A 13975-nucleotide genomic window follows, 5' to 3' on the forward strand; every position below is an offset into this window, starting at 1 on the left:
CACGACATGCGTGGAAACATCGCCCAACTGATGCAGCAGGCGCAGAAGATGCAGGAGAATCTGCAGCGCGCCCAGGAAGAACTGGCCAAGCTGGAGGTCACCGGCAACGCGGGCGGCGGCATGGTCAGCGTGACGCTGACCGGCGCCAAGGAATGCCGCAAGGTCCGCATCGACCCCTCGCTGCTGTCCGATGCCGAGATGCTGGAAGACCTGATCGCGGCGGCCTTCAACGACGCCTCCAACAAGGTCGATGCCGAATCCAAGGCACGCATGGGCGCGGCCACGGCCGGGATGCCGATCCCGCCGGGCATGAAGCTGCCGTTCTGAGCGTCGTGGCGGGCAGGTGGAGGGCAAGCCGTCGTGGCGGTCAACCCGTCTGCACGCTCCCGCATAGCCGCGTCCAACCGCATCCGTGTCCACACTTCTCGAGCAACTGATCGAGTCGTTGCGCGTCCTGCCCGGTGTCGGGCAGAAGACCGCGCAGCGCATGGCCTACCACCTGCTCGACCGCGAGCGGGACGGCGGCAAGCGCCTGGCCGGCGTGCTGGCGGAGGCGCTGGACCATATCGGCCATTGCGCGCAGTGCCGCGACTTCACCGAAAGCGAGATCTGCGCTTTGTGCGCCAGCGGCAGCCGCGACCGTCATCAGCTGTGCGTGGTGGAGTCGCCGTCGGACCGGCTGGCGATCGAACAGGCGACCGGTTACCGCGGCCTCTATTTCGTCCTCCATGGACGGCTGTCGCCGCTGGATGGCATCGGTCCGCGCGAACTGGGGCTGGACGCACTGTCCGCGCGCCTGGCGCAGGGCGAGGTGACCGAACTGATCATCGCCACCAATCCCACCGTCGAAGGTGAGGCGACCGCGCACTATCTGGCGCAACTGGCGCGCCAGCAGGGCGTGCGGCCGAGCAGGCTCGCCCACGGCGTACCGCTGGGGGGCGAACTGGAATACGTGGACCGCGGCACGCTGGCGCACGCGTTCGGTGGCCGCAGCGAAATGAGTTGACCGTACCCGCACGAGGACGCGCCCCATGACCGACACCATCTTCGCCAAGATCATCCGCCGCGAAATTCCCGCCACCATCGTCTACGAGGACGAGGAGGTGCTGGGCTTCAAGGACATCGCGCCGCAGGCGCCCGTGCACGTGCTCTTCATCCCGAAGAACGAAGCCATCCCCACGCTGGACGACGTGCGCCAGGACCAGGCGCACCTGATCGGCAAGCTGGCGCTGGCGGCAGCCGAATACGCGCGCCGAGAAGGCTTCGCCCAGGACGGTTACCGCATCGTCATGAACTGCCGTGAGCATGCGGGCCAGACCGTGTTCCACATCCACCTGCACCTGCTCGCCTGTGCACCGCTGGGGCGCTTCGGGACCTCCGCCTGAGCGATGCGATGCAGGCCCATGAAAAAAGCCGCTCATTGAGCGGCTTTTTCCATACCTGCGCGGCTAGCCGGTCACCACCAGCCCCAGTAACCCCAGCGCGGGCCCCAGAAGGGGTCGTAGTACGGATAGGGGCGGACTTCCACTTCGCGCACTTCCGGCCACAGGTACACCACGTCGGCGGCGACGCGCGGCAGCTGGTAGTCGTATTCGCCGATGCGTGCCGTTTCGTAGCCCTCGATCTTGCCGATGAAGGTCACCTCGCGGCCTTCGGCGAACACGGCAGGGTCGTAGAAGCCGGCGCGGCACGCGATGAAGCGGCCGTCGGTGGCATCCGGTGCGGACGAAAGCGGTCGGCCGGTGGCGCCCAGCGGGCGCGACACCAGTTGGAAGCATGTCGAGTTGGGTCCCGGCGTGGTGCTGATGATCCGGCCGCCCCAGCGGACCGGCGCACCTACCTGGGGCGTGGCCACCGCGTCGCGCGGATTGACCTGGGTGAAGCTGCCCTGCAGCGGCTTGGGCGCCGTTGCGCAGGCGGAAAGCAGCGCGGCGGCTGCGACGAGGACAGCGAAGCGAAGGTTCATGGCCAGTCTCCAGCGGTTATGGGCGGTGCCGGCGCAGGTCTTCGATAAGAGCCCGCTGGTCCCCCTCACCCGGAGCGTAGCGCGCAGCGGCGAAACGGCGGCTGAGCGAAAACAGCAGATTGGCGCCTTGTGGACGGCGTGCCGCCACGCGTCGCGCCCAGTCGCCCGCGGTTTCATGCGGTTCGCGGCCCAGGCCCAGGCGGGCATAGCGGGCATCCAGGCGATGCCAGGCCCGCAGCAGCGGATCGCGTTCGCGCTCGCCCCGCGCCAGGAACCACGCCATCCAGGCCAGGGTCGTCACCGCGCACAGGCCGAACAGCAGCGCCAGTCCGCGGGACCCCAGGCCGTTCCCGCCCAGCCGCTCCAGCAGGCGCGCCTGCCGCTGCGCATCGAAGCCCAGCACCAGATCGTTCCAGCCGCGGCGCAGCCAGTCGCTGACGCTGCCGAAACCCTCCAGCGTCAGGCGGCCGGCCTCCACACCTTCGCCGAGGCGGTCGTCCAAGGTGTCGTAGATACGCTCGGGCGCGACCGCCGCGGTCGGGTCCACGCGCACCCAGCCGCGCCCCGGCAACCAGACCTCGGCCCACGCATGCGCATCCATCTGCCGGACCACCCAGTAACCGCCGAGGCGGTTGTACACCCCGCCCGTGTATCCGGTGACCACGCGTGCCGGCACGCCCGCCGCGCGCATCAACACGACGAAGGCGGAACTGAAATGTTCGCAATAGCCCTGCTTGCGATCGAACAGGAACTCGTCGACCGCATTGCGGCCGGGCAGCGGGGTTTCCAGCGTGTAGGCGAATTCGGCCCGGATCCAGTCCAGGGCGCGCCGGACCAGGGCGGCATCGTCCGCGCCGGCTTCGCGCCGCCACTGCGCGGCCAGGGCGCGCGTGCGCGGGTCGAAGCCGGCGGGCAACTGCAGGGCCTGCTGGCGCAGCAGGTGCGGCAACGCGACTTCGAAGCTCGCAGGCGTGGACGCGCGCATGCGCCACCGGGTCAGCGCGCTGAGCGGCGAGCGCACCGTCATGCCGTAATCGTTGGCCAGATGCGCACCCTCGGGCGCGGCGACCGCCAGGTCGAGCGCGACCAGCTGGCGGCGGTCGGTGGGCTCGACCTCAAGCTGGTAGTCCCATTGCCGCTCGCCGTGCTGGACGCGTGCAGGCGGCAGGCCGCGCAGCCACGGGGCCTGGGTCCAGGTGCGGCCGTCGTAGTGCCACATGACCGGGCCACGCCAGTACATCTGCTCGGGTGGCGGGGTCGCGCCGAAGAACTGGGCACGCAGAGCAGGATCCTCATCCGCCATCAGGTCCAGCCAACCGCCGGGCGACATCTCGTCGCCCAGGCCCGGCTTGGACAGGGCGCGTTCGGGCACGCCCCACAGCGGGGTGGCGAAACGCGGGAACAACCAGAACGCCGCCAGCACCAGCGGCAAGCCGATCAGCACCAGTCGACCCACCAGCGCCATGCGGGGCACCACGTCCGGTCCCGTGGCCACGCTGCGCGCCTCCACGTCGGCCAGCCTGTGCAGCGCGACCAGCGCACTGCCGATGCCCAGGGCCCCCAGCACCATGGTCAGGGGGCCCTGGTCGAGCAGGAACGCCGCGAACGGCGCGAACAGGGCGAAGCCCAGCAGGCTGCGGTTGTCGCGCAGGCTGCGGGTCTCACCGGGCTTGATCGCCAGCATCGCGGCCAGCAGCGCGCAGCCGGTATCGCGACCGAAGCGGAACCCCGTTACCGACAGCACGGCCGCCAGCATCGCCAGCGCCAGCAGGATGCGCACGAATGCCGGAAGCGGCCGCCGCCACGATGCGGCGGTCAGTACCAGTCCGGTCGCGCCGAGGCCGAGGGCGAGCGCGGTCGGCAATTGCACCAGCAGCGCCAGCAGGCACAGCGCGGCGCTGGCCAGCGTCCACAGGCGGCTGTCGCGATCGGGGATGAGGGCGACGTCAGCGTGCGGCATCGGCATGCGGCATCAGCGCGAGGGCGCGCAGGCAGAGGTGGCGATGGGCGGGGCCGTGGGAGGGCCCGAGGGCCGGCTGGCCGGGCAGGGTGAGGCGGTAGCGGCGATCCGTGCGCTCGGCCTGTTCCACCCAATGCGCGAGGCGCCGGATGCGCTGCTCGTAAGGCAGCGCGCCCAGTGCGTCCCATGCGAGCGACACCTCGACGCCCACCGGCTGCTCGTATTCGCGCACCAGCAGGGTGTCCCGGCGGGCCGACGGTTTCCATGCGATCGTGCGCGGCGCATCGCCGGGACGATAACCGCGCAGGTGGTGGACATCGTCGCCGGCCGGATTCAGGCGGGCGTGCTGGCCGGTGTTGCCGCCTTCGGGCAGCGGCGGTCCCTGTACTTCGGGGGCCGGATACACCAGCAGCGGCGACGGCCAGACCCACGACCACGCGCGCGCCAATCCCAGCGGCTGCGTGGTCGACACCCGCAGGCGGCCGATGTCGTGCCAGCCGCGCTGGCGCGTATCCAGCAGGAGTTCAGCGACCGCACTTCCTTCGGGCGGCAATGGCGGCACGAACGTGCTGGCATCCAGCGCATCCAGCCGCAGGCCGTCCCGTCGGCGTGCATCGCGCGCGGACAGCGCCACATGCACCTGCAGGCGCTCACCCGCGAACACGGGATCGGCCGACACGGCGTCCACGCGCAAACCGGACAGCTGCAGGTGGGCGAAGATCAGGCTGGCCATCGCCGTGGCGCCGAGCAGCAGGGCCAGCAGCAGGGCCGGGTTGTTGTTGTAGTTCAGTGCGCCCAGCGCCATCGTGAAAACGAGGGCGGCGTAGAACAGCCCGAACCGCGTGGGCAGCACGTAGACACGGCGACGGTCCAGCCGGACCGGCAGCGCCTCCACCGCGCGCGGCCGCGCCCACTGGGCCAGCCACCGGGCCGCCGATGCCTGCATCGCCACCTTCAGTCCACCGGTACCGCGTGCAGGATGGCCTTGGCCAGCACGGAGGCGGACGCCGCTTCCGCTTCCGGCACCAGCCGGTGCGCGGCCACCGCGGCGAACAGGGCCTGCACATCCTCGGGCAGCACGTGGCTGCGTCCCAGCAACAGTGCATAGGCGCGCGCTGCGCGCAGCAGGGCGATGCCGGCGCGCGGCGACAGGCCCACCCGCACGCCCGGGTGCTGCCGGCTGCGCGACAGCAGCGCCTGCACGTAATCGATCAGCGCATCGCTGGCGTGGACATCGTTCACGGCAGCGCGCAGCGCCAGCACGTCCTCGGCGGACAACAGCGGCAGGGCCTGTGCGATCAGCGTGCGCCGATCGCTGCCGGCCAGGAGTTCGCGTTCGGACGCCGGATTGGGGTAGCCCAGTGCCAGCCGCAGCAGGAACCGGTCCAGTTGCGAGTCGGGCAGGGGATACGTGCCCGACAGGTCTACCGGGTTCTGCGTGGCGATCACGAAGAACGGCGTCGGCAGCGCGTGGGTGGCGCCATCCAGGGTGACCTGGTGTTCGGCCATCGCTTCCAGCAGGGCGCTCTGGGTGCGGGGCGGCGCACGATTGATTTCATCCGCCAGCAGCACGTTGGTGAAGACCGGTCCGGGATGGAAAGTGAAGGCGCGCGCCTGCGCGTCGTACACCGACACGCCCAGCACGTCGGCGGGCAACAGGTCGGAGGTGAACTGCACGCGCTGGAAGCCCAGGCCGAGGGTCGCCGCCAGCGCGTGCGCCAAGGTGGTCTTGCCCAGTCCCGGCAGGTCTTCGATCAGCAGGTGGCCATCGGACAGCAGCGCGACGAAGGCCAGCCGCACTTCGTGCGTCTTGCCCAGTACCAGCGCATTGACCTGCGCCTGCGCCCGTTTGAGGGCGTCGGCGAGGCCTTCGGATAGCATAGGGCGGGTGCTGGGAATGGCGGACATCGCGCTCTCGGTTCCGATCGTGGTCCGGAGAAGTGTAGCGAGATGGACGAAGAACAACGCGCGCGCCGATGGTTCCTTGCCGTGTGGGCAATCGTGACGATGGTCAAGGTCGCGATCGCCGCGCGCCTGCCCCTGTTCGTCGATGAGGCGTTCTACTGGCAGGAGGGCCAGCACCTGGCGGCGGCGTATTCCGACCTGCCGGGGTTGACCGCGTGGCTGACGCGGCTGGGCGTGGAACTCGGCGGGCATCACGTGCTCGCGGTGCGCGCGCCGTTCCTGCTGATCGCGGCGGTGCTGCCCTGGCTGGTGGCGCGCAGCGCCGCGCACTGGTTCGGCGCCGTCGTGGGCTGGCAGGCGGCGTTGCTGACGGTGCTGATGCCGCTGTCGGGCACGCTGGGCCTGCTGGCGCTGCCCGACGTGCCGATGGCGCTGGCGACCGTGCTGTGCGCCGATGCCGGGGCGCGCATGCTGCGCGGCGTCGATGCGATGTCGGCCACCGAACTGGCGCTGGGCCTCATGCTGGGCGCGCTGAGCCACTACCGTTTCGTCGGCGTGATCGGTGTGGGCCTGATCGCGCTGCTGTGGCTGCCGCAAGGGCGCGGCGTGCTGCGCGATGCGCGGGTCTGGGTTGCCCTGGCGGCGGGCCTGCTGGCGTGGGCCCCCCTGCTGGCCTGGAATCTGGAGTACGCCGATGCGGGCCTGCGCTTCCAGTTGCTCGACCGTCATCCGTGGCGCTTCCATGGCGACGGCGCGCGCTTCCTGCTGGTGCAGGCAGCACTGGCCACGCCCCTGCTGTTCTGGGCGATGCTGGTGGTCAGCGTGCGCGGCATCCGCGGCGAGGGCGGCACCGGGTCCGAATGGCGCTATTTCGCGCTGCTGGGCGCGGTGTCCACCTTCGGGTTTTTCCTGCTGGGCTTCTTCGCCGACAACGAGCGCGTCAGTTTCCACTGGACGCTGCCGGGCTATCTGGCGCTGCTGCCCGTCGTGCCGCTGCTGCTGCGCGAATGGCCCCGCAAGAGGCGTCTGGCGACGTGGGGGCTGGCGGTCGCCGGTACAGTGCTGATGCTGGGTTACTACGTGGCGGTGTCGGTGCCCGGCCTGCGCCTGCAGGCGGCCGGCAGCAAGTACTACCCGGAGAATTTCGCCGGCTGGGACCGGCTGGCGATGGAAGTGGAACAGGCGCGGGCGCGCATGCCGGAAGAAACAGCGTTGCTTGCGGACAGTTTCAAGACCGGCGCCGAGCTCGGTTTCGCGCTCGCGGACGCGCGCATCCCCGTGCTCGACCATCCGCTCAACCGCAAGCACGGCCGTGCCCCGCAGCTGCAGCTGTGGGGCCTGCAGCACGAGGGTCGCGTGAATGCACCCACCCTGCTGGTGGTGGGTGCGACGGACGTGAAGTTCAGCGCGCTGCTCGCCCACTACCAGCAGCTGTGCTCCGCGGTCGGCCCGTTGCCGCCGCCGCAGGCCGTGAACATCGACCATGGCGCGCGCCGCTTCCTGCTGCTCGCGCTGCCTGCTGCCCGCCACAGCGGCGCCTGCATTTCGCCGGCCGTCGCCCATATCGATGTGCCGCAGGCCGGCGCCCGCGTGGCGCGCCGCTTCAGCGTGGGCGGATGGGCGGTGAAGGACGGTGTGGGGGTGACCCAGGTGGAGGTGTTGCTGGATGGCCGGGTGGTTGCCACTGCGACGGACTTCACCGACAACACCTGGCTGCAGCAGTTCCTCAAGGGCGGATCGCGCGACCCGCGCATGCCGCGCGTGCAGTTCGAGGCGCAGGTGGACGCCAGTGGCCTGCCCCCGGGTCGCCATTGGCTGGGCCTGCGGCTGACCGGCGGCGACGGCAGCGTGGAGACGTGGGCCGAACAGCCGGTGGTGCTGCGCTAGCGGATCAGGGCAGGTCGAAGCCTGCTTCGCGCAACATCCTCGCCACGGCGATCAGGGGCAGCCCCACCAGGGCTGTGGGGTCGGAGGACTCGATGGCATCGAACAGGGCGATCCCCAGTCCTTCCGACTTGAAGCTCCCGGCGCAGTCGAACGGCTGCTCCGCGTCCACGTAGCGTTCGATCTCGGCCGGAGCCAGAGCGCGGAAGCGCACGGTGGTGACATCGGCCGCTTCCAGCACGCGCCCGTCCCGGACCATGCACACGGCGGTGTGGAACCTGACCCGGCGACCGGACATCGCGCCCAACTGGGTGAGCGCCGCCTCGCGGTGGCCAGGCTTGCCCAGCGGCGCGCCATCCAGCTCGGCAGCCTGGTCCGAGCCGATGATCCACGTGCCGGGGTGCTGCGCGGCGATCGCCTCAGCCTTGGCGCGGGCCAGGCGTGCCGCCATGGCCGGGACGGCCTCACCGGGCAGGGGCGATTCGTCCACCTCCGGCCGCGCGATATGGAACGGCAGGCGCAGCCGTTCCAGCAGCTCGCGCCGGTAGCGGGACGTGGAAGCGAGCATCAACGGCATGGGAGGGGCATCGGCAGGACGGGCGGGGGAGTCTGCCCGTGGGCGCGGCGGGCGGCAAGCCAATCCTCGGCGGGTGGGGTGGTTTGACAGTTCAGGGTTTGATCCTTAACATTCAGCGGCTTATGTCCGCGAATACGCCCGAGCTGCTGGATGCGTGGCGCATGGTCGCGAACCGGCGCAGCTTCGAAGGCCGCCTGCCGTTGTCTGCCATGACCCGCCTGCAGGGCCTTCTGGCCGATACCGAAGGCGACGTGCGCTACACGGTGGAGTTCGACCACGATGCGTTGCGGGTCCCGTACCTGGAACTGCACATCGAGGCCGGCCTGCCGTTGGTGTGCCAGCGCAGCCTGCGGCGTTTCGTGCTGCCGGTGGTACTGACGCAGCGGTTGGGTCTGGTGCGCAGCGAGGAGGAAGAAGCCGCGCTGCCGCCCGACTACGAGGCATTGCTGGTGCCGGAAGACGGCATGCTGCGCCCTGCCGACCTGGTGGAGGACGAACTGGTCCTCGCCGTGCCGGTGGTGGCGGTGGACCCGGCGTCCGACGCGGTGGAACGCGAATGGGCGGCGGACGAAGAAGAGGTGGCGAAGACCAGTCCGTTCGCGGCACTGGCCTCGCTGAAGAAGAACTAGCCGCTACGGCGGTCTGGCAACACGAACCGCAAGGTTCACCAACAGATACGAGAGCTGGAGCAATCCCATGGCTGTGCAGAAATCCCGCGTCACCCCGTCCCGTCGTGGCCAGCGTCGTTCGCACGACGCGCTGACCGCCAAGCAGCTGTCCACCGACCCGACCACGGGCGAGACGCACCTGCGCCACCACGTGACCGCCGACGGTTACTACCGCGGCAAGAAGGTCATCGCCACCAAGACCTCGGCGGTCGAGGAAGATTGATCCATGCAGCGCGCCCGCCCACTGGCCGGGCGCGCCTTCCGCATGATCGATGACAACCTGGGCCCGCGGTCGGGCCGGCAATGGGAGCGTGCATGAGCGAGCCGGGCAACAAGGGGCGCATTTACGCGCGCATCGCCGGAACGGGCAGCTATCTGCCTGACAAGGTGCTGACCAACGAAGACTTGGCCAAGCTGGTCGATACCAGCGACGAATGGATCCAGTCCCGTACCGGCATCCGCGAACGCCACATCGCCGCCGAAGGCCAGACCGCTGGTGACCTGGGTTACCAGGCCGCGCTGCGCGCGCTCGAAGCCGCAGGCGTGGATGCCTCCGATATCGACCTGATCGTCGTCGGCACCACCACCCCCGATCTGATCTTTCCGTCCACCGCCTGCCTTATCCAGGCGCGCCTCGGTGCGACCGGCTGCGCTGCGATGGACGTCAACGCCGCCTGCTCGGGCTTCATCTACGCGCTGAGCGTGGCGGAGAAGTTCATCCGCTGCGGCGACGCCAAGACCGCGCTGGTCATCGGTACCGAAACCCTCAGCCGCATCGTCGACTGGACCGAGCGCACCACCTGCGTGCTGTTCGGCGACGGCGCCGGCGCTGCCGTGCTCAAGGCCGACACCGAGACGGGCGTGCTCAGCACGCACCTGCACGCCGACGGCAGCAAGAAGGAACTGCTGTGGAACCCGGTGGGCGTGTCGGCCGGCTTCAGCAAGGACGAGCCGAACAACGGCATCCGCATCCACATGAAGGGCAACGACGTCTTCAAGTACGCCGTGAAGGCCCTGGATGGCGTGGTCGACGAGACGCTCCAGGCCAATGGTCTGGACAAGCACGACCTGGACTGGCTGATCCCGCACCAGGCCAACCTGCGCATCATCGAGGCCACGGCCAAGCGCCTGGACATGTCGATGGACCAGGTGATCGTGACGGTCGACAAGCACGGCAACACGTCGTCCGGTTCGGTGCCGCTGGCGCTGGATACGGCGATCCGCTCCGGGCGTGTCGAGCGCGGCCAGTTGCTGCTGCTGGAAGCGTTCGGCGGCGGCTTCACCTGGGGTTCCGTGCTGCTGCGTTACTGAGCCGCGCGCACGCACCTCCTGCCTGAGGAAAGGCGACGCTTCGCAGCGTCGCCTTTCGCGTTTCCGGCAACCTCATCGTGCGTTCGCGCTGTGCATGTCATGGCGTGCGACGCCTTGCCGCAGGCGGGTGCGCAATACGCCCCGGTACAGACAATCCGGCAGGTTCGCCCGTATCATCGCGGCCTGTTTTCACGCAGGGTGTCCGAGTGACTTCCACGCATCTCGCTTTCGTGTTTCCGGGCCAGGGTTCGCAGTCCGTCGGCATGTTGGCCGAACTGTCCGAGCTGCATCCGATCGTGCGCGAGACGTTCGCCGAAGCCTCCGACGGCGCGGGTGTGGACTTGTGGGCGCTGTCGCAGGGCGGCCCCGAGGAAATGCTCAACCGCACCGAATACACCCAGCCTGCGCTGCTGGCCGCCGGCATCGCCGTTTGGCGTGCATGGCAGCAGCAGGGCGGACCCGCGCCGGCGCTGCTGGCCGGGCACAGCCTGGGCGAGTACACCGCACTGGTCGCCGCGGGTGCGCTCTCGCTGAAGGATGGCGCGCACCTGGTGCGCCTGCGCGGGCAGCTGATGCAGGACGCCGCACCGACGGGCGTCGGCGCGATGGCGGCCGTGCTGGGCGCCGAGGATGCGCTGGTGACCGAGGTGTGCACCCTGGCCTCCGACAGCAAGGTGGTCGTACCGGCAAACTACAACTCGCCCGGCCAGATCGTGATCGGCGGCGACAGCGAAGCGGTCGAGCGCGCCATCGCACTGCTCACCGAGCGTGGCATCCGCAAGGTGGTGAAACTGGCCGTCAGCGTGCCGTCGCATACGCCGCTGATGCGGGAAGCGGCGAATCGACTCGCCGAGGTGATGGCGGGCCTGTCATGGCAGGCGCCGTCGCTGCCTGTGGTGCAGAACGTCGATGCGAAGGTGCACGATGGCGTGGACGCGATCCGCGACGCGCTGGTGCGCCAGCTGTACCTGCCGGTGCGCTGGACCGAATGCGTACAGGTGCTGGCCTCGCACGGTGCCACGCGTATCGCCGAATGCGGCCCCGGCAAGGTGCTCGCGGGTCTGGTCAAGCGCATCGACAAGGGCCTGGATGCGCGAGCCATCGGCGGCGTCGGCGACTTCCAGGGCGCACTTGCCGACTGGCAGGCCTGACGTACGCCGCGTCCGCTTCCCTTATCCCGAGCCGCCACGCGCGGAACATTCCGAGGTCATCATCATGAGCAAGCCCCTGCAGGGTGAAATCGCGCTGGTCACCGGCGCCAGCCGCGGCATCGGCGCCGCCATCGCCGATGAGCTGGCGGCACAGGGTGCAACCGTCATCGGCACCGCGACCACGGCGTCCGGTGCGCAGGCCATCGGCGAACGCATGGCGGGCATGGGCGGCCATGGCCGCCAGCTCGACGTGACCGACGCGGCCGCGGTGGATGCGCTGATCGACGCCATCGCCAAGGAATTCGGCGCCATCTCCATCCTGGTCAACAATGCGGGCATCACCCGCGACAACCTGCTGATGCGCATGAAGGACGAGGACTGGCAGGCCATCCTCGACACCAACCTCACCAGCGTCTACCGTACGTCCAAGGCGGTGATGCGCGGCATGATGAAGGCGCGCAAGGGCCGCATCATCAACATCGCCTCGGTTATCGGCGTGACCGGCAACGCGGGCCAGGCGAACTACGCCGCGGCCAAGGCCGGTATCATCGCGTTCTCCAAGTCGCTGGCCAAGGAAATCGGCAGCCGCGGCGTGACCGTCAACGTGGTCGCTCCCGGCTTCATCGCCACCGACATGACCAAGGACCTGCCGGAAGAGACCAAGAAGGCGCTCGGCGAGCAGATCGCGCTGGGCCGCCTCGGCGAGCCTTCCGACATCGCCCACGCGGTAGCCTTCCTTGCGGGTCCGGCGGCCGGCTACATCACCGGCGAGACCCTGCACGTCAACGGCGGCATGTACATGCCGTAAGAATTAGCTGTAAGTGGTTGATTGGGCGGCGTTTGGCGATACCTGCCCGGCGTCCCCGGTTTCCACTACACTATCCCCGGTTTGCCTTCGCCCGGCGTCGGCAGAATCCAACAAGTCACCCATCTCCGTCTGGAGCGAATCCATGAGCAGCATCGAAGAACGCGTCAAGAAAATCGTCGTCGAACAACTCGGCGTGAAGGAAGAGGAAGTCACCACCAGCGCATCGTTCGTCGATGATCTGGGCGCCGACTCGCTGGACACCGTTGAACTGGTGATGGCGCTGGAAGAAGAGTTCGAATGCGAAATTCCGGACGAGGAAGCCGAGAAGATCACTTCGGTGCAGCAGGCCATCGACTACGTCAAGGCGCACGTCAAGGCGTAAGTCCGGCGTCTGCAGCAAACCGTGTCGGGGCCGCGCATGCGGCCCCGCGCGTATCCGGCCCCCATGCGCCCGCGTAGGGCGCGGCCGCCAAGAGTCATGAGGAATCCGATATGAGCCAGCGTCGTCGCGTCGTCATCACCGGCATGGGCCTGGTGTCCCCCCTGGGCAATGACATGGCCACCAGCTGGGACGGCATCGTCAACGGGCGTTCGGGCCTGGGCCCGATCACCACCTTCGACACCGAGGGCTACAGCACGAAGATCGCGGGCGAGATCCGCGCTTTCGACCCGACCGCCTTTGTGCCGCCGAAGGACGTGAAGAAGATGGACTCCTTCATCCATTACGGCCTGGCCGCGTCGCTGATGGCGATGGAAGACGCCGGGCTGGAGGTGACGGAGGCCAATGCCGAGCGCATCGGCGCCATCATCGGCGCGGGCATCGGTGGCATCCTCGGCATCGAGGAAACCGCGGTGAAGCTGCACGAAGGAGGCCCGCGCAAGATTTCCCCGTTCTACATCCCCAGCACCATCATCAACATGCTGCCGGGCCACCTGAGCATCATGAAGGGCCTGAAAGGTCCCGGTTATTCGGCGGTCTCGGCGTGCGCCACGTCGAACCACTCCATCGGCATCGCCATGCGCACCATCCAGTACGGCGATGCCGACGTGATGGTCGCCGGCGGTGCCGAGCGCGGTTCGTCGCCGACCTCGGTGGGCGGTTTCTGCGCGATGAAGGCCATGTCCACCCGCAACGACGATCCTGCACGCGCGTCGCGTCCGTGGGACAAGGACCGCGACGGCTTCGTGCTGGGCGACGGCGCCGGCATCCTGGTGCTGGAGGAATACGAACACGCCAAGGCGCGTGGCGCCCGCATCTATTGCGAGCTGGCGGGCTTCGGCGCCTCGCAGGACGCCTTCCACATGACCGCGCCCAGCGAAAACGGCGAAGGCCCGTCGCGCTGCATGCTGTCGGCGCTGAAGGACGCCGGCCTGAATGTCGACCAGGTGGAATACCTCAACGCGCACGGCACCTCCACGCCGCTGGGCGACCTGGCCGAAACGCTGGCCATGAAGCGCGCGCTGGGCGACCACGCGTATAAGATCATGGTCAGCTCCACCAAGTCGATGACCGGCCACCTGCTGGGTGCGGCGGGCGGCGCGGAAGCCATCTTCTCCGTGCTGGCCATCCACCACGGCATCATCCCGCCGACCATCAACCTGGACGAGCCGGGCGAAGGCTGCGACCTGGACTACGTGCCGCATACGGCGCGCGAGAAGAAGATCGACGTGGCGATGTCGAACGGTTTCGGCTTCGGCGGCACCAACGGCACGCTGGTGTTCAGGCGGATCTGAAGCGGTGCCGG

At 69.0% G+C, this 13975-nt stretch carries 16 protein-coding genes; 11 read left to right on the plus strand and 5 right to left on the minus strand.

Annotated features, from left to right (window positions below):
• Window positions 1–6 precede the first annotated feature (6 nt).
• The 3 genes from IAE60_RS10400 to IAE60_RS10410 all read left to right on the plus strand — a co-directional run bounded on the left by IAE60_RS10400 (window position 7) and on the right by IAE60_RS10410 (window position 1385).
• Entirely contained in the window at window positions 7–327 is a 321-nt protein-coding gene (locus IAE60_RS10400) for a YbaB/EbfC family nucleoid-associated protein (protein WP_162109253.1), read from the plus strand.
• 85 nt (window positions 328–412) lie between these two features.
• On the plus strand, window positions 413–1006 hold the full coding sequence (recR, locus tag IAE60_RS10405; protein WP_185895760.1) for a recombination mediator RecR: 594 nt from the start codon (window positions 413–415) through the stop codon (window positions 1004–1006).
• Between the two features lie 25 nt (window positions 1007–1031).
• Window positions 1032–1385, plus strand: coding sequence for a histidine triad nucleotide-binding protein (locus tag IAE60_RS10410; RefSeq protein ID WP_187572189.1), 354 nt, complete (start codon window positions 1032–1034; stop codon window positions 1383–1385).
• A gap of 71 nt (window positions 1386–1456) precedes the next feature.
• On the opposite strand, the gene IAE60_RS10415 is transcribed toward IAE60_RS10410, so the two are convergent.
• Genes IAE60_RS10415 through IAE60_RS10430 form a run of 4 tightly spaced genes read right to left on the minus strand, consistent with a single transcriptional unit; the run spans window position 1457 to window position 5834 of the window.
• A complete protein-coding gene (locus tag IAE60_RS10415; protein WP_162109269.1) occupies window positions 1457–1966 on the minus strand; it encodes a Slp family lipoprotein in 510 nt (169 codons plus the stop codon).
• 16 nt (window positions 1967–1982) lie between these two features.
• Window positions 1983–3926 (minus strand): transglutaminase TgpA family protein, encoded by a 1944-nt coding sequence (locus IAE60_RS10420; RefSeq protein WP_187574730.1) that lies wholly within the window; start codon window positions 3924–3926, stop codon window positions 1983–1985.
• Window positions 3913–4872, minus strand: a complete 960-nt coding sequence (locus IAE60_RS10425) for a DUF58 domain-containing protein (RefSeq protein WP_187574729.1) — start codon at window positions 4870–4872, stop codon at window positions 3913–3915. The genes IAE60_RS10420 and IAE60_RS10425 overlap by 14 nt, the downstream gene beginning before the upstream one ends.
• Before the next feature lie 8 nt (window positions 4873–4880).
• A complete protein-coding gene (locus tag IAE60_RS10430) occupies window positions 4881–5834 on the minus strand; it encodes an AAA family ATPase (protein ID WP_374501123.1) in 954 nt (317 codons plus the stop codon).
• A 42-nt stretch (window positions 5835–5876) separates the two neighbouring features.
• Here IAE60_RS10430 and IAE60_RS10435 point away from each other — a divergent pair, with 42 nt between their 5' ends.
• Complete coding sequence (locus IAE60_RS10435; protein ID WP_187572190.1) at window positions 5877–7718, plus strand: glycosyltransferase family 39 protein; 1842 nt, start codon at window positions 5877–5879, stop codon at window positions 7716–7718.
• A gap of 4 nt (window positions 7719–7722) precedes the next feature.
• Here the strand turns inward: IAE60_RS10435 and IAE60_RS10440 are convergent, their stop codons facing one another.
• Window positions 7723–8292 (minus strand): Maf family protein, encoded by a 570-nt coding sequence (locus IAE60_RS10440; RefSeq protein WP_185895765.1) that lies wholly within the window; start codon window positions 8290–8292, stop codon window positions 7723–7725.
• Between the two features lie 122 nt (window positions 8293–8414).
• Here IAE60_RS10440 and IAE60_RS10445 point away from each other — a divergent pair, with 122 nt between their 5' ends.
• From IAE60_RS10445 to fabF, 7 genes are all read left to right on the plus strand, one after another.
• Window positions 8415–8921 (plus strand): YceD family protein, encoded by a 507-nt coding sequence (locus tag IAE60_RS10445; protein ID WP_162110225.1) that lies wholly within the window; start codon window positions 8415–8417, stop codon window positions 8919–8921.
• A gap of 67 nt (window positions 8922–8988) precedes the next feature.
• Complete coding sequence (rpmF, locus tag IAE60_RS10450; protein ID WP_056880637.1) at window positions 8989–9183, plus strand: 50S ribosomal protein L32; 195 nt, start codon at window positions 8989–8991, stop codon at window positions 9181–9183.
• 92 nt (window positions 9184–9275) lie between these two features.
• A complete protein-coding gene (locus IAE60_RS10455) occupies window positions 9276–10271 on the plus strand; it encodes a beta-ketoacyl-ACP synthase III (RefSeq protein ID WP_187572191.1) in 996 nt (331 codons plus the stop codon).
• A gap of 206 nt (window positions 10272–10477) precedes the next feature.
• Window positions 10478–11422, plus strand: a complete 945-nt coding sequence (gene fabD / locus IAE60_RS10460; RefSeq protein WP_187572192.1) for an ACP S-malonyltransferase — start codon at window positions 10478–10480, stop codon at window positions 11420–11422.
• A 64-nt stretch (window positions 11423–11486) separates the two neighbouring features.
• The gene (fabG, locus tag IAE60_RS10465) at window positions 11487–12230 is read left to right on the plus strand and encodes a 3-oxoacyl-ACP reductase FabG (RefSeq protein WP_187572193.1); all 744 of its coding nucleotides are present in this window, start codon (window positions 11487–11489) and stop codon (window positions 12228–12230) included.
• Window positions 12231–12372: 142 nt separating this feature from the next.
• On the plus strand, window positions 12373–12612 hold the full coding sequence (gene acpP / locus IAE60_RS10470; protein ID WP_014161144.1) for an acyl carrier protein: 240 nt from the start codon (window positions 12373–12375) through the stop codon (window positions 12610–12612).
• Between the two features lie 143 nt (window positions 12613–12755).
• Window positions 12756–13964, plus strand: coding sequence for a beta-ketoacyl-ACP synthase II (gene fabF, locus IAE60_RS10475; protein ID WP_244966722.1), 1209 nt, complete (start codon window positions 12756–12758; stop codon window positions 13962–13964).
• The last annotated feature ends 11 nt before the right edge of the window (window positions 13965–13975 follow it).

This window comes from Pseudoxanthomonas mexicana, from assembly GCF_014397415.1.
GTDB classification, from domain to species: Bacteria; Pseudomonadota; Gammaproteobacteria; order Xanthomonadales; family Xanthomonadaceae; genus Pseudoxanthomonas_A; species Pseudoxanthomonas_A mexicana.